This is a genomic window from Streptomyces sp. RKAG293 (assembly GCF_023701745.1).
Classification (GTDB): domain Bacteria; phylum Actinomycetota; class Actinomycetes; order Streptomycetales; family Streptomycetaceae; genus Actinacidiphila.
In genome coordinates, this window is the sequence record NZ_JAJOZB010000001.1 from 1404982 (window position 1) to 1419742 (window position 14761).

General features: G+C 70.8%; 17 protein-coding genes and 1 pseudogene. 8 read left to right on the forward strand and 10 right to left on the reverse strand.

Annotated features, from left to right (window positions below; genetic code table 11):
- Positions 1–147 precede the first annotated feature (147 nt).
- Both LNW72_RS41105 and LNW72_RS06230 read right to left on the reverse strand, forming a co-directional pair.
- Entirely contained in the window at positions 148–270 is a 123-nt protein-coding gene (locus LNW72_RS41105) for a hypothetical protein (RefSeq protein ID WP_285369335.1), read from the reverse strand.
- Positions 271–371: 101 nt separating this feature from the next.
- A pseudogene (locus LNW72_RS06230) lies at positions 372–1151 on the reverse strand (GTP-binding protein); the annotation flags it as partial.
- Positions 1152–1557: 406 nt separating this feature from the next.
- On the opposite strand from LNW72_RS06230, the gene LNW72_RS06235 reads away from it, so the two are divergent.
- The 3 genes from LNW72_RS06235 (at position 1558) to LNW72_RS06245 (ending at position 3544) form a co-directional block, all read left to right on the forward strand.
- Positions 1558–2265: a TVP38/TMEM64 family protein gene (locus LNW72_RS06235; RefSeq protein WP_250974457.1), complete on the forward strand. Its 708-nt coding sequence runs from the start codon at positions 1558–1560 to the stop codon at positions 2263–2265.
- A gap of 81 nt (positions 2266–2346) precedes the next feature.
- The gene (locus tag LNW72_RS06240) at positions 2347–3228 is read left to right on the forward strand and encodes an undecaprenyl-diphosphate phosphatase (protein WP_250974458.1); all 882 of its coding nucleotides are present in this window, start codon (positions 2347–2349) and stop codon (positions 3226–3228) included.
- A 157-nt stretch (positions 3229–3385) separates the two neighbouring features.
- Positions 3386–3544, forward strand: coding sequence for a hypothetical protein (locus tag LNW72_RS06245; RefSeq protein WP_187144761.1), 159 nt, complete (start codon positions 3386–3388; stop codon positions 3542–3544).
- Positions 3545–3732: 188 nt separating this feature from the next.
- On the opposite strand, the gene LNW72_RS06250 is transcribed toward LNW72_RS06245, so the two are convergent.
- The 3 genes from LNW72_RS06250 to LNW72_RS06260 all read right to left on the reverse strand — a co-directional run bounded on the left by LNW72_RS06250 (position 3733) and on the right by LNW72_RS06260 (position 6500).
- Positions 3733–4602, reverse strand: coding sequence for a pentapeptide repeat-containing protein (locus LNW72_RS06250; protein WP_374117154.1), 870 nt, complete (start codon positions 4600–4602; stop codon positions 3733–3735).
- Between the two features lie 170 nt (positions 4603–4772).
- On the reverse strand, positions 4773–5594 hold the full coding sequence (locus LNW72_RS06255) for a hypothetical protein (RefSeq protein WP_250974459.1): 822 nt from the start codon (positions 5592–5594) through the stop codon (positions 4773–4775).
- Between the two features lie 255 nt (positions 5595–5849).
- Complete coding sequence (locus tag LNW72_RS06260; protein WP_250974460.1) at positions 5850–6500, reverse strand: HAD family hydrolase; 651 nt, start codon at positions 6498–6500, stop codon at positions 5850–5852.
- A 116-nt stretch (positions 6501–6616) separates the two neighbouring features.
- Here LNW72_RS06260 and LNW72_RS06265 point away from each other — a divergent pair, with 116 nt between their 5' ends.
- The 3 genes from LNW72_RS06265 to LNW72_RS06275 all read left to right on the forward strand — a co-directional run bounded on the left by LNW72_RS06265 (position 6617) and on the right by LNW72_RS06275 (position 8260).
- Entirely contained in the window at positions 6617–6775 is a 159-nt protein-coding gene (locus LNW72_RS06265; RefSeq protein WP_250974461.1) for a hypothetical protein, read from the forward strand.
- Between the two features lie 207 nt (positions 6776–6982).
- Positions 6983–7357, forward strand: a complete 375-nt coding sequence (locus LNW72_RS06270; protein ID WP_250974462.1) for a hypothetical protein — start codon at positions 6983–6985, stop codon at positions 7355–7357.
- A gap of 141 nt (positions 7358–7498) precedes the next feature.
- Positions 7499–8260, forward strand: a complete 762-nt coding sequence (locus tag LNW72_RS06275; protein ID WP_250980036.1) for a hypothetical protein — start codon at positions 7499–7501, stop codon at positions 8258–8260.
- 81 nt (positions 8261–8341) lie between these two features.
- Here LNW72_RS06275 and LNW72_RS06280 read toward each other — a convergent pair whose 3' ends face one another.
- Complete coding sequence (locus LNW72_RS06280; protein ID WP_374117156.1) at positions 8342–9325, reverse strand: NADP-dependent oxidoreductase; 984 nt, start codon at positions 9323–9325, stop codon at positions 8342–8344.
- Between the two features lie 137 nt (positions 9326–9462).
- On the opposite strand from LNW72_RS06280, the gene LNW72_RS06285 reads away from it, so the two are divergent.
- A complete protein-coding gene (locus LNW72_RS06285; protein WP_250974463.1) occupies positions 9463–9867 on the forward strand; it encodes a helix-turn-helix domain-containing protein in 405 nt (134 codons plus the stop codon).
- 23 nt (positions 9868–9890) lie between these two features.
- Here LNW72_RS06285 and LNW72_RS06290 read toward each other — a convergent pair whose 3' ends face one another.
- From LNW72_RS06290 to LNW72_RS06300, 3 genes are all read right to left on the reverse strand, one after another.
- Positions 9891–11306: an MFS transporter gene (locus LNW72_RS06290; protein WP_250974464.1), complete on the reverse strand. Its 1416-nt coding sequence runs from the start codon at positions 11304–11306 to the stop codon at positions 9891–9893.
- Positions 11303–11953, reverse strand: coding sequence for a winged helix-turn-helix domain-containing protein (locus tag LNW72_RS06295; protein WP_250974465.1), 651 nt, complete (start codon positions 11951–11953; stop codon positions 11303–11305). The genes LNW72_RS06290 and LNW72_RS06295 overlap by 4 nt, the downstream gene beginning before the upstream one ends.
- Positions 11954–12088: 135 nt before the next feature.
- Complete coding sequence (locus LNW72_RS06300; protein ID WP_250974466.1) at positions 12089–12379, reverse strand: hypothetical protein; 291 nt, start codon at positions 12377–12379, stop codon at positions 12089–12091.
- A gap of 340 nt (positions 12380–12719) precedes the next feature.
- Here LNW72_RS06300 and LNW72_RS06305 point away from each other — a divergent pair, with 340 nt between their 5' ends.
- The gene (locus LNW72_RS06305) at positions 12720–13517 is read left to right on the forward strand and encodes a carboxylesterase family protein (protein ID WP_250974467.1); all 798 of its coding nucleotides are present in this window, start codon (positions 12720–12722) and stop codon (positions 13515–13517) included.
- Between the two features lie 36 nt (positions 13518–13553).
- On the opposite strand, the gene LNW72_RS06310 is transcribed toward LNW72_RS06305, so the two are convergent.
- Positions 13554–14756: a CapA family protein gene (locus LNW72_RS06310; protein WP_250974468.1), complete on the reverse strand. Its 1203-nt coding sequence runs from the start codon at positions 14754–14756 to the stop codon at positions 13554–13556.
- Positions 14757–14761 lie beyond the last annotated feature (5 nt).

Consider the following 14761-nt stretch of genomic DNA (forward strand, 5'->3'; position numbering starts at 1 on the left):
CTATATCCAGACCGCACCCCTATCCCTCAGCAGGGGTGCGGCATGAATCAACTTTTATCTCATGTAGTAGAAAGCAATGCAAGCAAAAGCGTGTCCAGCACCCCACCGTTGTCCCTTCTTTCTCGGGCAGCGCCTCGACGCGCGCATCTACCAGTGGCAGGGCAGGGGGACCGCCCAGCCGCCCGCCGTGATCTTGCCGCCCTGTCTGGCATGGTCGCCCTGGTCGGCCGCTCCGCTGGCGACCCTGACGGCCGTCCGCCGTCCGGGCATGCGTTCGAGGTCAACGGCAAGCCGCTGACCTGGGCAAAGAGGAGGGGCGTGCCAAAAACCGTGTGCCGCGCCTACGGGGTGCATAGGCTATGGATGGCGTTGCCGAAGGTCTCCAGGCCGGTCACGACCGAGGCCGTGTCCGCACCGAGCACCTCGACGCGGTCGCCGACCCGCACGGTCCCCCGCTCGACGGCGCCCGTGACGACCGTGCCCCGACCGGTGATGGTCAGCACGTTCTCCACCGAGAGCAGGAACGGCGCGTCGGTGTAGCGCACCGGCATCGGCACCTGGGTGTCGACGGCGTCCAGCAACTCACCGACCGCCGCCGTCCACCGCGGATCGCCCTCCAGCGCCCGCAGCCCCGACACCCGCACCACCGCGGCCGACTCCCCCGGGTATCCGTGCGCGCTGAGCAGGTCGCGCACCTCCAGCTCGACCAGGTCGGTCAGCTCGGGGTCACCGGCGTCGGCCTTGTTGAGCGCCACGACGATGTGCTCGACCCCCACCTGCCGGGCGAGCAGCACGTGCTCGGCGGTCTGCGGCATCACGCCGTCGAGCGCCGAGACGACCAGGATCGCCCCGTCGAGCTGGGCCGCACCGGTGATCATGTTCTTCACGTAGTCGGCGTGCCCGGGCATGTCCACGTGCGCGTAGTGCCGGGTGGCGGTCTCGTACTCGACGTGCGAGATGGTGATCGTGATCCCGCGGGCGGCCTCCTCCGGCGCCCGGTCGATCCGGTCGAACGGCACGAAGGTGCCGGTCCCCCGGTCGGCGAGCACCTTGGTGATCGCGGCGGTCAGCGTCGTCTTGCCGTGGTCGACGTGGCCCATCGTGCCGATGTTGAGGTGCGGCTTGGTGCGCACGTATGCCGTCTTGGACATGGTTGTTCGCTTCTTCCTCGGAATTCTGCGCGCGGCGGCACGACGGCATGACCGGGTGGCGTGGCCGGATGGCCTGGCCTGGTGACCGGATGACGTGGTGATCGCGCACGGGAACGCGGGGACCCCCTGGGCCGGACCGACCCTCCCCCTGCGGGGTCCGCCGGAATGTCCGGGGAGGGTCAGCTTCGGGCGCCGTCGGGGAATGCAGCGAGGGCAGCCTCCAGCGCGTCCGCGACTGCGGACGTATCTGCGAAGGCATACCGGTTCATGGCGTTGATGATCCGTCACCCGGCGGCCCGGCGTCGAACGGTTTTCCGCCCGCGGGGGCGGTGCGGGGACGGTGCGGGAAACCTGCGGGGACCCCCGCTCACTCCGCACGTTCACCGCTCTCGGTTAGGCTCCCTGGATGCTCGACCGCCTCCCGACGTCCGACGGCCCCGCCGTACGGTGCACCCGTGCGCTGCTCTCGCCGTGGGCGCGGCTGGCCCTGTTGGTAGCGCTGCTGACGGGCGCGGCCACGTCCGTCCTGGTCTGGCAGCCGCAGCACCTGGTCATGGACGGCTGGCCCCAGCTGTCGGGCGGCGCCGCGGTGGTGCTCTTCGCGGCCGCGTACGGGGTGTGCGCGTTCGCGTTCGTGCCCCGCCCGCTGCTCAACGTGGCGGCCGGCGCGCTCTTCGGGACGCAGGCCGGGCTGCTCTCCTCGCTGGCCGGCACCGTACTGGGCGCCGGGCTGTCCTTCTGTCTGGGCCGGGTGCTCGGCCGCGACGCGCTCCGACCCCTGCTGCGCGGCCGCCTGATCACCTCGGTGGACCGGCAGTTGAGCAAGCACGGCTTCCGCAGCATGCTCGCGATCCGGCTCTTCCCCGGTGTGCCTTTCGCCGCCGCCAACTACTCGGCGGCCGTCTCGCACATGCGCCTGGGCCCGTTCCTGCTCGCCACCGCGATCGGCAGCATCCCCAACACGGCCGCGTACGTCATAGCGGGCAGCCGCGCGTCATCACCGACCTCACCGGCCTTCCTGCTGGCCATGGGGTTCATCGCGGTGACCGGCCTGGGAGCCGTCCTGGTCGCCGTCCGGGCCCGCCGTTCGCAGAGCTCCAGGTCGTCCGCCTGACCTGCCGGCCGTTCAGCCCCGGCTGACGTTCCGGCACCGCTTTCCACCGCCCGACGACCGCAAGGACCTGTGCCACCGCCCATGAGTTGGTTCGAATCCATCATTCTCGGCCTCGTCCAGGGGCTGACCGAGTTCCTTCCCATTTCCTCCAGTGCGCATCTGCGTCTCACCGCGGCCTTCGCGGGCTGGCACGACCCCGGTGCGGCCTTCACCGCGATCACCCAGATCGGCACCGAGACCGCGGTCATCATCTACTTCCGGAAGGACATCGGCCGGATCGTCTCCACCTGGGCCCGCTCGCTGTTCGACCGGCGGCTGCGCTCGGAGCTCGATGCCCGGATGGGCTGGCTGGTGATCGTCGGCAGCATCCCGATCGGTGTGCTCGGACTGCTCTTCCAGGACGCCATCAACGGACCCTTCCGCGATCTGCGGCTGATCGCCACCACCCTGATCGTCATGGGCCTGGTCCTCGGCGTCGCCGACCGCCTCGCCGCGCGCGGCGGCCCCGACGACCAGGGCGGCCGGCACCGCGCCGCACCGCCCCGCAAGACGCTCCGCGACCTCACCACCCGCGACGGGCTGGTCTACGGCCTGTGCCAGGCGATGGCCCTGATCCCCGGTGTCTCCCGCTCCGGCGCCACCATCAGCGGCGGCCTCTTCCTCGGCTACACCCGCGAGGCCGCGGCCCGGTACTCCTTCCTGCTCGCCATCCCCGCGGTCCTCGCGTCCGGGGTCTTCGAGCTCAAGGACGTCGGGGGTGACTCACATCTCTCCTGGGGACCGACGATCCTCGCCACGGTCATCGCGTTCGGCGTCGGATACGCCGTCATCGCCTGGTTCATGCGCTACATCTCCACCAAGAGCTTCATGCCCTTCGTGATCTACCGCGTCGTGCTCGGCATCGCGCTCTTCGCGCTGGTGGCGGCCGGTGTGCTGGACCCGAAGGCCGCCGCGTTCGAGTAACCGGAGCCGACCGGTCCGCGCGGCACGGGTCACCGGCCCGCTCACCGGCCGCGGGGCGCCGCTCCGACCGGGCGACGTTTCACAGCGTGACCATTCGCACACGCGATTCCGCCTGGATTGGTCGGAGCGGCCACCGGCGCACCGTAACCTGATCGGTATGCATGCAACACCCGTGGCCGAGGCGAACGACGCCCTCCGCGCCTACCTTCACGCGCACGGTTCCCGTGCCTGGACCCCGGCCGAGCTCGCCGAGCTCGAACGCCTGCGGTCCGCGTTCCTGGCAGCGCAGCGCGCCCATTACCGGAAAGCCGCGTAGCGACTGACCTTCCCGCGGGCCGCCGTTCACCGGCCGCCCCGCACCCGACGACCGTCCCGCCGCCCACACCGCCAGCCGGTGTGGGCGGCTTCTGTCTGCGGGGCTCCGGGTGCGGGGCTCCGTCCACGAGGCGTGTGCGTTGGTGTCGGCGGCGGCGTCGCCGAAGGCGCGGATACGGGCGGTGGGTCCTACCAGCGTTCGGGGTGGCTGAGCGCGGGCGGCAGCTTCGTTCCGGCATCCCCGCGCGCCGCGTCCAGTTGGGACTGGACGAGGAAGATGGCCCCGGTGAGGTCGGCGCCGCGCAGATCGGCGTCCCTGAAGTCGGCGCCGATCACGTCGGCCGTCCGCAGATCGGCGCCCGAGAGGTCGGCCCCGATGAGATACGCCCCGCGCAGGTTGGCGCCCCGCAGGTCGGCCCCTCTGAGCCGGGCGCCGATGAGGTCGGCTCCTCTGCGGTCCTTCTTCTTGCCATTTACCTCGGCCCGCACGAGTTCGCTGGCCCGCAGCAGCAGGGCGTTGACGTCGCCGCGGTGGGCCGGCACGTCCAGCTCCACGAGAAGTTCGGGGTTGTACCGGGTGAGGCGTTCGGTCTCCTCCAGCGCGGCCCCGAGCTCGGCGTGCAGCGAGCGGGCCGGCCGCAGCGTCAGCGCCTCGGTCAGGTACCAGAGCAGCTCATGCAGGTCCCGCATGACGGGGAAGACCTGGAACATCTGCCGCGCCGTGCGGGGTGCCTGCCGCCAGTCCTGGCCGCCGAAGGTCAGCTGCGAGACCTTCTGCCCGGCGCCGAAGCAGTCGTAGACGGTGCAGCCCCGGAAGCCCTTGTCCCGGAGCCGGGTGTGAATGCCGCAGCGGAAGTCCTGTCCCAGATTGGGGCAGGCCTGACCGGCGTTCTTGTCGATCGCGAAGTCGACGGAGGCGGAGAACGCCGGTACGACGCAGCACAGCGCGAAGCAGTTCCCGCAGTCGGCCCGCAGGGCGGCCGGCCCTGAACCGGGTTCCGGTTCGGCCTGTGTACGTTCACGTTCACGTTCACGTTCGCGTTCGCGGTTCTCGGACAACGTGCTCGGTCTCCCGTTACGAAGCAGCGGTGCCGCCCGCAGCCGCCGGCACGGTTTGCTGCGTCTCCGCATCGCTGAACGGCTGGGCCCGGCACTCTCACCTCGCACATTATCCGACCTCGTCCCGCACGGTGGCCTCCAGGGAGACCACCCGGATCACTTCGCCCGGATCACTTCGCCCGGAGGCCGTAGGCGACTTCGTACGCGTACTGCCACGTCCGGGGACCGGCGAGCCCGTCGGCCGGGCCGAGGACGGAGAGGTAGTGCTGCTGCAGTGCCTTGACCTTGATCAGGTCCAGCTGGGACATGGTGCGGCTCGGTCCGACCTTGTACGGCGGCCCCCAGTCGCCGCGCTGCAGCCACGTCTGCAGCTGCAGTGCGTAGTCGCTGCTCGCCCCCAGTACGAAGTACTGCCGTCCGGGGAACGCGGGCGCTCCCGGTGTCGACTGCGGTGTCCAGTGGTACAAGGCGACGGCCTTGCCGCCGCGGTGATCGCCGGGGTCCGCGGTGGGCGGGCACACGCCGTCCGGGAAGCGCGGGGCGAAGTACCCGACGACGCGGGACGAGCGGCGGGCGGTGGTGTGCGACCAGACGCCGTTGCCCTGCCCGTTGTCGGCGGCGCCCTCCTTGATCGAATTACCGCCCTTGGTGCGGATGTTGACGGCGTCGAAGCCGGTCACGATCTCGGTGTGGGCGCCGTTGCCGAGGTTCACCCAGGCACCGATGCTCGGATACTCGCTCCACTGGCCCCGCTGCTGTGCCCAGGCGGTGAAGGCCGAGACGTTGTCGACCTTGGGCACGATCGCGTCGAGCCCCACGTCGTGGTACATGTCCCATTCCCACATGACGCACCAGGAGTACCCGTCCTCGCCGAACTCCTCTCCGAATTTTGTGTGGTTGTCCCAGCCGTCGTGGCTGTTCCATCCTTCGTAGGTCCGCTCCGGGACCGCCATGACGTGGTCCATCAGCCGATTCCACTGCGCTGCTGCCATCTCGCTCCTACGAACTACGAGCCGAACACATGTACTTGTGCGCGACGGGAATTCGAACTGTTTGCCAGATCCGGCAATCACCGCTCCACGAATTCACGCGCCCTCATCAGATCCTGCCCAGACGACCCCGCTGCACAATCCCAGAGCGACGGCGTCGATTTCCCGCCCTCCGGCGAATACGGGTCCTTCGCGGCCGCCGTGGTGTTTACTGGAATGTTGGGCCGTCAGGTCGGCTGTGTGGGGCCGGCGGTTCGGTCACACCGTCTGGTTCGAGACGATCGAGGTCAGATCGGTCAGGGAACCGATGCGCCAGTCGGCTGCCCGGACCGTCTCCGGATCGTCCGCCCACAGATGGCCCCACGGCCCGCGCCGGAGATGTGCGACCAGTAGTCCGGCATCCTTCGCCGGGAAGACGTCGTTGGCCGGATGGTCCCCGACGTAGACGATCTCGTGCGGCTCGGCCTGCGCCAACTCGACGATCCGGGCGAAGAATTCCGGGCTGGGCTTGGCGACACCCCACTCCTCGGACGTCGCGATCACGTCCGCAGGCAGGTCCAGACCGCGCAACAGCTCACCGGCACGCGCCGATTGGTTGCCCGCGACCAGCACCCGGATTCCGAGCTTCCGCAACCCGCCCAGCGCCGGACGCACATCCGGGTAGAGGTCGGATTCGTCGAGGAACTCACCGCGGCCGGCGGTCCGGCGGGCCGCGTGGGCGGCCGGGAGATCGAGCCCGGGACGAATGAGCCGCAACGCGTCGGCGTTGTCACGGCCTTGGGACACAACGGCGCCGACCAGGGCGGACATCGTATGTCGCGGAATTCCGAGCCAGTCGGCCCATGACTCCCAGTACCGGGTATCGCTGATGAGAGTCTCGCCGATATCGAACACCATTGCCTCGATCACCCCGTCAGCGTACGAGGGTTCCGGCCGGGCCCGGAATGCCGCGCCGTCCTGAGGTCGCATATGCCGTTCCTGGCAGCTGGATTCCGATCGCCGCAAAGGACCCATAGTCTTATCGCATGCGCGGCACACTCTCGACCCATGCGAATGATCGACTGCGCGCCTATGTCCAGGCGCACGGCGACCGATCCTGGACACCCGCCGAACTCACGGAACTCGCCCGCCTCCGGGACGCCTATCTGACGGCGCGCCGCGCCGAACGCGCGAGCGCCGCGTAACCAGCGCTTCCCGCCTTCCCTTTCCCCCGCCCGCTCCCCGCTCCCCGGACCGTCGGACCGTCGGACCGTCGGACCCAGGACAAGGCCTGGGTCCGACGGTCTTGTCCGCCCGGCGGCCCTGGTCCGCTCCCCCTACTCCCCCGGGCGTAGAGCGGGTGCCTTCGGCCGGACGACGACACCCGGACGGCCGCTCGGGATTCTTGGGGTATGGAAACCTACCGAGGACCCGTCAAGATCACCCTCGCCATGCTGGTCCTGATGGCGCTGTCGATTCTCGTGCAGATGGCAGCGGGCGCGGACTACCCGGTCGTGCCGCCCGGCGCCGTCATTCCGGTGGTCGCGGCCGGGCTGCTGGCCTGGCGTCCGCGCGTCTGGACCGCCGCGATCGCGACGGCCGTCGGCCTCTTCATCGGCATCGGATCGATCACGACGCCGAACACGAGCGATCACCTCGGGTCGGGCAACGGCCTACTCATCGCCTCGACCGTGGTGCAGCTCGCCGCCCTCCTGGGCATCGTCATAGCCGGCGCCGTCTCCGTACTGCGGATGAGCCGCCGCAAGGAGTCCGCGGTCCGCGTCTGACATCGAGCCCCGCCTCCCAACTCACCCAGCCCCCTCCCACGTTCCGCCAGGAGATGTCCCATGCACGTGCGAGCGGCAGTGCCCCAGCCCGACCCTGCGACGGGCACGAACCCGCCGGGAGCCACGGGAGCGCCGCCCGCGATGTGGCGGGGAGACGTGTGGCGGGCGACGAGGAGCAGCGAGCGGCTCTGTTACGCGACCGGCGCCGTCCTCGTCGTCTCCGGGCTGGTGCACCTGGGGGTGTTCGCCGTCGACGGAGGGCCGTGGGAGGGGCCGGTCTCCTGGCGGAAGCCCTTCACCTTCGGGCTCTCCTTCGGACTGACGCTGATCGCGATCACCTGGGTGACGTCGTATCTGCGGATGGGGGCACGCGCCCGCGCCGTGCTGCTCACCCTGTTCGCGGCCGACTGCGTACTGGAGGTGGGCGGCATCACGCTCCAGGCGTGGCGCCGCGTGCCGTCGCACTTCAACATGGAGTCGCCCTTCAACACCTCGGTGTCCATGTCCCTCGCCTTCGGCGGCGCGCTGCTCGTCGTCATCCTCTCCACGTTCGCGGTCATCTCGTTCACCCGGCGGCCCGAGGGGCCGACCGGTATGCCGCTCGCGCTGCGGACCGGTTTCGCCATCCTGCTCATCGGACTCCTGTCCGGTGCGGCGATGATCGCGCGCGGTGTCATCCTGACCCGCACCGGCCACCAGGCCGCCGGCTACCGCAGCACCGCCTCCGTCAAGCCCCTGCACGGCGTCAGCCTGCACGCCATCCTGGTTCTCCCTGTGCTGGCCTGGCTGTTGTCCTTCACTCCCTGGACTCCGCGAGCCCGGTACCGGGCGGTGGTCGCGGCAGCGGGCTGCTACGCGGCGGCCGTCGCCGGCGCGCTGGTGTGGGCGGTCCTGAAGTACTGACGGGTGGGCAGAGAGGCGGAGGACGGAGGAGCGGAGGGGCAGGGGGGCAGAGAGGGCGGAGGGCGGGCTGCGCCCCGCGCGCTACGGCACCAGCACCCACCGGCCTCGTACTCCGCCCTCCGACATCCGCGCGTGCGCCTCGGCCGCGCGCTCCAGCGGCAGCACCCCCGCGACGCGCGGGGTGAGCGCGCCCGTCTCCGCGAGCCGGGCCAGTTCGGCGAGCCGCGCGCCGTCCGCCCGGACCCAGACGTCGCGGACGTGGATTGCGCGCAGCGGCACCGGCGCGGCGCCCGCGTTGACGGAGGCGAACGCGCCGCCGCCGCGAACCGCGTCCAGCGCGTCGGCCCGCAGCATCGCCGCGTCGAGCGCGGCATCGACCCCGCCCGGCACCAACCGCCTGACCCGGTCGGCCAGTTCCGCTCCCCGTTCGACGAAGTGAGCGGCCCCCAGCGCCCGGACCGAGGATTCGTCCGCCGCACCCGCGACCGCGACGACCCGCAGCCCCCGGAGGGCCGCCAATTCGACGGCGTATCCGCCCAGGGCCCCGGCCGCCCCCGTGACCAGCAGTGTTCCGCCGGGCTCCAGACCGAGCGCGCCGAGTACGTCGAGCGCCAGATCGGCGGTCAGTGCGTTGAGCGGCAGGGTCGCCGCGGCCTCGGGCGGGATCCCGGCGGGAGCGGAGGCGACGGCGTCCGCGTCGAGGACGACGTACTCCGCCTGGGCGCCGGTGCGGACGTCCAGCCGGTCCTGGAGTCCGATGACCCGGTCGCCGGGCGCGAACGCCGTCACGCCGGGGCCGACGACGTCGACCGTCCCGGCGACGTCCCAGCCGAGGCCGAAGGTCGGCCGGGCACCGACCAGCCCGGCGGCGACCGGCGCCCCCGCCGACACGAGCAGATCGACGGGATTGACGGCGGCGGCCCCGACCGAGATCCGCAGTTGCCCGGCGCCGACCCCGGGTACCGGCACGTCGACGACCTCCAGCATCCCGGCGGAGCCGTCGGAACCGGCGGAACCCTCAAAACCCTCGGAACTCTCGGTGAATCGGGCGATCAGTGCGCGCATTGCGTACCTCCGTGGATCGATGACGCTGAAGACGATGAAGCAGCCCGCGCCGGGCCTCGATCACCAACCTAGAGAGAGCTACTCTCCAACAGGAAGTACGCACTTGAGAGTGCCCAACGCACCCCGGGGGACCCACCATGCCGACACGAACCGCCGCCGAGATCCGGGCCGAGGCCCGGCAGGAGTACGACGCCTACCTCGCCGCCTGCCCGGCGCGCCGACTGCTCGACCGCATCAGCGACAAGTGGGTCAGCCTGCTGCTCAGCGCGCTCGCCGACGGCCCGATGCGTTACGGCGATCTCGCGCGCCGTGTCGCGGGCGTCAGCCAGAAGATGCTCACCCAGACACTGCGCGCCCTCGAACGCGACGGTCTCGTCACCCGGGCCGTCACGCCGACCGTGCCGATCCGCGTCGACTACGAACTGACACCGCTCGGCGAGAGCCTGCTGCCTGTGATGCGCGCGGTGAAGGACTGGGCCGAGCAGCACATCGAGGCGGTCGACGCGGCGCGCGAGTCCTACGACAGCCGGACGGGGACCTGACGACCGACGCATCGCAGGGCGGCTCAGTGCGGGAGCGCGGCGGACCGGGTGCCGGGCAGCGGTGACGTCGGCAGGTCGCGGGCACTGCGCACCGGCGAGAAGACCAGGATCAGACCCGCGAGCGGAACACCTGCCGTCGTGATCCACATGGCGGCGCGGAGGCCGAGTACGGTACCCAGCGTGCCGCCGAGCAGCGCGCCCAGCGGGATCGTGCCGAAGTTGATGAACGACGTGCTCGCGGTGAGCCGGCCGAGCAGTTCCGGCGGGCAATAACTCTGCTGGAAGCCCGCCTTGATGACATTGCCCGCCACCACCCCTGCGGAGACGCAGAAGCCGCCCGCCACGTAGAGCAGCATCCCGGCACCGCCGACGGTGAGCGGGATGAACAGCGCGAACACCGCGAACCCCAGCTCGAACAGGAGCGTGGCGCGCGCCGTACCGACGCGGGCGGCGACCCGGCGGGCGGCGAACGCACCGGCGACCCCGCCGCTGCCGGCGGCCGCGATCAGCGCGCCGACCGTGCCGGATCCCACGCCGACCTCCCGCACCAGGAAGACCACCAGGATCGACTGGAATCCCATCAGCGCGAGGTTGGAGGTGGCGCCGAAGAGCGTCAGGCTGCGGATCCAGGGGTCGCGGGTGGCCAGCCGAAGCCCCTCCCCGACCTCCTGGACCAGCGCCCTGGGCGGACGTTCGGTCCTGACGGCGCGCGGTTCGCGGTGCCGGATGCCCGACAGACAGAGCAGCGAGACGAGAAACGTCGCGGCATTGGCGAACATCCCGTTGACCGCGCCCGCCAACTGGGCGATCAGACCGCCGGATCCGAGGCCCGCGATCTGCGCGGCCGATGCGCTCCCGTGCAGCTTGGCGTTGCCCTCGGGCTGATCGGCCGGCGCCAGGATGCTGGGCAGATAGGCGGTGTAGGCGGTCTGGAAGAAGACCACGGCCGTACCCGTCAGCAGCGCGACGGCGAGCAGCAGGCCGATGCTCAGGGCGCCGGACCAGGCGGCGACCGGGATGCTGACGTAAAGGACGAGGGAGACCGCCGCCGCTATGAGCATGATCGGGCGGCGGCGCAGCCGGTCCACCCAGACGCCGACGGGAAGGCCGATGATCAGCCAGGGAAGCCAAGTGGCGGCGGTCAGCAAGCCGACCTGGAAGGTGGTGGCGTGCAGCGTGGTGACGGCGATAAGGGGCATCGTCACACCGGTGACGGACGCGCCGAACTTGCCGGCGGTCTCACCGCACCACAGCAGCCGGAAGTCGCGGTGCCGGCGCAGCAGGCCGCCGCGTATGCCGCCGTCGGGGCGAAGGGCGCCGTCAGAGCGAAGGGCGCCGTCGGGGCGAAGGCCGTCGTCGGAGCGCGTGCCGGCGTCGAGGCGGTTGTCGTCGTCCGGGCGTGCGTCTTCGCGCAGACCGTTGTCCGTGTCCTGGTTCATGCGCCGCCACGCTCCTTGCGGGGGAACGACTGGAACTGAACGATGACGGGCAGCGCGTCCTCGCCGGGCTCTGCGTCGGGAGCCGGGGTGTGCCGCTCGATGACGGCCGCCAACTCCGCGTTGAGCGAAGCGAGCTGAGCGGGCGTCATCCGCAGGTCGGACCGGTCGACGAGCGTGCCGATGCCCTGCCATGGGCCCGCCCAGTCGTCGGCGAGGTAGTCGGCGACCCGGGAGAAGGTCTGCTGGATCAGTTCGTGCATGTAGACGGAGAGCGCGCCCCGGGTGTCGGGGTCGTAGCGGAACTCCGTGGTGTCGAGCGTGCGCCGCTCCTTGACCGCCTGCCACCAGCGCTCGCGCTTGGTGCCCCGACCGACGACCTCCTCGATGAAGCCGTGCTCGCCGAGCTGACGCAGATGCCAGCTGACGGTGCCGGTGTTCTCACCCAGCCGCTCGGCGAGCCCGGTCGAGGTGGCGGGTCCGTCAAGGTTCAGCAATTCGAGCATCCGCATGCGCAGCGGATGCGCGAGCCCGCGAAGGCTGCGGGCGTCGATGTGCCGGACGGTCTTCTCCGGATCGGCGGCGGGCGCGGACTCGGGCGCGGACTCAGGCTCGGACGGGTGCGATGGATGTGCTGATTCATCGGCCATGGCCGCCATCATAGATTGCAGAGACTTCTCTGCAAAGATGTATCTGCAGAGAATCCTCTGCCTATTTCCTGGCGAGTGTTCCCCGCGGCACCAGCCATCCGCCAGGGGCCGGCTACCGAGCCGCGCCCCCAGGCGTCACCAGCGCCATGGGTCCCCGGTCACCGCGTCGAGCACGGTCCGGGTGCCCGGTGGGCGCGACAACCGGAACCGCACGGGCGTCACCCGCAGATCCGCGTCGCAGATCGTGCCCTTGGGCAGCTGCTCGACGCGGCCGATGAGGACGACGGCGTCCTTCGTCTCGTGCACCTGGCCGGGCAGGGTGTTCACGCACGACCCGTGCGACACCCCGGCGTTGAGGACGAGGCCGTCCGAGGACAGTCCGTTCCAGTCCCCCGCCGAGCTCACACCGTCGATCCGTCCTGCCACGTCACCGTTGCCTCCGGCCCCCCGGATCCGGACGCCGGGAGCTGCGTGACGAGGTCGAGGTGCCCGCTGATGAACGCGACCTTGTCCCCCTCGCTGCGGAACGCGTCCGGTGGAAGCCACTCCGCCTGGTCGAGCGGTCGGTACCCCTTGCGGCACGGCTGCGCATGACGGTTCCTCCATGACCACGCCCCGGCGGCGTGCCCCTTCGACGTGAGTCGGGTAACGGCGGTTCCGGGTACCGTGGGCCGGCAGGAACGGATCATGGGGCGGGGCAGCCCGGGACGTCGTTCTTCGCGTTCCGTGGTGTTTCGTAGGGTTGTGACGATTCGGGGGTGGCGCCGTGACGGCGGATGTTGATGTGGTGACCGAGCTCGCCTACGGGACCAGTGGCCGGCACATGGATGTCCATCGGCCCGCGCCCTCATCGTCATCAGCGTCGTCGGCGGCGTCGGCGGCGTCGGCACCCGTGGTGCTGCTCTGGCACGGCCGCGGCCCCGATGAACGGGACGTGCTCGCGCCGCTCGCCCGGAGCGCCGCTCGGCTCGGAGTCGTCGCCTTCGTACCGGACTGGCGTCCCGACGCTCCTGACGGCGGCCGGACGCAGCTGGCCGAGTCGGTGGCGTTCGTGCGCGCGAACGCGGCCCGTTTCGGCGGGGATGCCGAGCGGCTGGTCCTGGCGGGCTGGTCGCTGGGCGCCAACGCCGTGCTGGGCGTGGCCCTCAACCCCGCCGCGCTCGGCGGCTGGCGGCCGCGCGCCGTCGTGGGCATCGCCGGCGGATACCGCTCCGCGGCGCCGACCACGGGCACCATTCCGATCGACGACGCATCCCGGGCCGGTGACCCGGTGCCGCCGATTCCGGTCCACCTGGTGCACGGCACCGCCGATCCGATGGTGGACATCGAGCAGTCACGTGAGCTGCGCGACGCACTGGAGGAACGCGGCTGGCCGGCGCCGCTAGAAGAGCTCGCGACCGACCACGCCGGCATCGTCATGACCGAGTACAGCGTGGAACACCAGCGCTGCCTGCCCAGTACGGCGGCCCACGCCGTCGACGCCGGGACGCGGACCGCCCACCTGCTGGCCCGCGCCGCCGGGATCGCCGGAATCACCGGGATCGCCGGAATCACCGTCGCCTGATCCCCTGACTCCCGGCCCTCGACTCCGGAGACATGGTCAGGGGACCATCGTGAGCCCGGCGGCGGCACCGCCACGGCTCAGGACCATGGTGCGGATGTGATCGCGAGCCCTGAGGTAGTCGGCGCGGCGCGGGTTCTGGCGCAGCGCGTCGTTGAGGGTCACGACGCGGTACGGCGCGCTGAGGTCCATCAGCTGCGGAATGAACTCGGCCTTGCGCACGGTCCACCGCTGTCCGGCCGTCGCGGGCGGAGCGAAGGTGAACCGGGCGATGGACCCCATGTTGCCGCGCGCGTCCTGCTTGTCGTCGTAGTTGAACATCTCACCGGCGACCTGATCGCCCATCCCGTAGACGACCCAGGTGCCGTTGACCTTCTCGTACGCCTGGGGAATGTGGGCATGGGTACCCAGGATCAGATCGATGTCCGGACGCCCGCCGGTCCGCGCCGCGGTGAGCTGCTGGGCAACGGTCAGCTGCATCTCGTCCGGCTCGTCCTGCCACTCGGTTCCCCAGTGCAGACTCACCAGCACCACGTCCGCCCCGGCCTTCCGGGCGGCCCGCGCGTCGGCGATGATCCGGTCGGGATCGATGAGGTTGACCGCCCACGGATGCCCCTCGGGCTGCGGGAACCCGTTGGTGTCGTAGGTGTAGGCGAGCTGCGCGACGGTGGCGCTCCCGGCCTTCAGCAGCGCCGGCCTGTCGGCCTCGGCGGCGGTACGGGCCGAACCGGCGTGCCGGACACCGACCGCGTCCATGGCGTCGAGCGTGTGCTGCACCCCGTCCGCACCGTCGTCCAGCGTGTGGTTGGAGGCCGTGGAGCAGGAGTCGTAACCGGTGTCCTTGAGCGCCTGGGCGACCTGCGGCGGCGACTTGAACGTCGGATAGCCGGTGAAGGGACCGTCCTTCGCGCCGTACACCGTCTCCATATGACAGATCGCCAGATCCGCCTTGCTGACCACCGGCTTCACGCCAGCCAGCATCTTGTGGAAGTCGTAGCCGTGTCCTCCGGCGTCCGCCTGGGCCTGACGGATGATCACCGCATGGGGCAGCACGTCCCCGGAGGCGACGAGCGTGAACCCCTTCAGCTGCGAAGCAGCGCCGGACGAGCCCGCCTGCCCGACATCCCCCTTCGATACGGGTCCGGCCTGCGGCCCGGCGGCACCGCCACAGGCACTGACAGCAACGGTTCCGAGCAGAGCGGCGGCCACGGCCAGCGCCCCGTGTCGTGTGCGGATCGTCATCGACG

Coding starts and splice junctions, on each gene's coding strand:
- LNW72_RS06295 (WP_250974465.1), bottom strand. CDS start 11,953: ATGGCCGATGAATCAGCACATCCATCGCACCCGTCCGAGCCTGAGTCC.
- LNW72_RS06240 (WP_250974458.1), top strand. CDS start 2,347: ATGAGTTGGTTCGAATCCATCATTCTCGGCCTCGTCCAGGGGCTGACC.
- LNW72_RS06270 (WP_250974462.1), top strand. CDS start 6,983: ATGGAAACCTACCGAGGACCCGTCAAGATCACCCTCGCCATGCTGGTC.
- LNW72_RS06265 (WP_250974461.1), top strand. CDS start 6,617: ATGCGCGGCACACTCTCGACCCATGCGAATGATCGACTGCGCGCCTAT.
- LNW72_RS06285 (WP_250974463.1), top strand. CDS start 9,463: ATGCCGACACGAACCGCCGCCGAGATCCGGGCCGAGGCCCGGCAGGAG.
- LNW72_RS06310 (WP_250974468.1), bottom strand. CDS start 14,756: ATGACGATCCGCACACGACACGGGGCGCTGGCCGTGGCCGCCGCTCTG.
- LNW72_RS41105 (WP_285369335.1), bottom strand. CDS start 270: ATGCCCGGACGGCGGACGGCCGTCAGGGTCGCCAGCGGAGCGGCCGAC.
- LNW72_RS06290 (WP_250974464.1), bottom strand. CDS start 11,306: ATGAACCAGGACACGGACAACGGTCTGCGCGAAGACGCACGCCCGGAC.
- LNW72_RS06255 (WP_250974459.1), bottom strand. CDS start 5,594: ATGGCAGCAGCGCAGTGGAATCGGCTGATGGACCACGTCATGGCGGTC.
- LNW72_RS06280 (WP_374117156.1), bottom strand. CDS start 9,325: ATGCGCGCACTGATCGCCCGATTCACCGAGAGTTCCGAGGGTTTTGAG.
- LNW72_RS06245 (WP_187144761.1), top strand. CDS start 3,386: ATGCATGCAACACCCGTGGCCGAGGCGAACGACGCCCTCCGCGCCTAC.
- LNW72_RS06275 (WP_250980036.1), top strand. CDS start 7,499: ATGTGGCGGGGAGACGTGTGGCGGGCGACGAGGAGCAGCGAGCGGCTC.
- LNW72_RS06235 (WP_250974457.1), top strand. CDS start 1,558: ATGCTCGACCGCCTCCCGACGTCCGACGGCCCCGCCGTACGGTGCACC.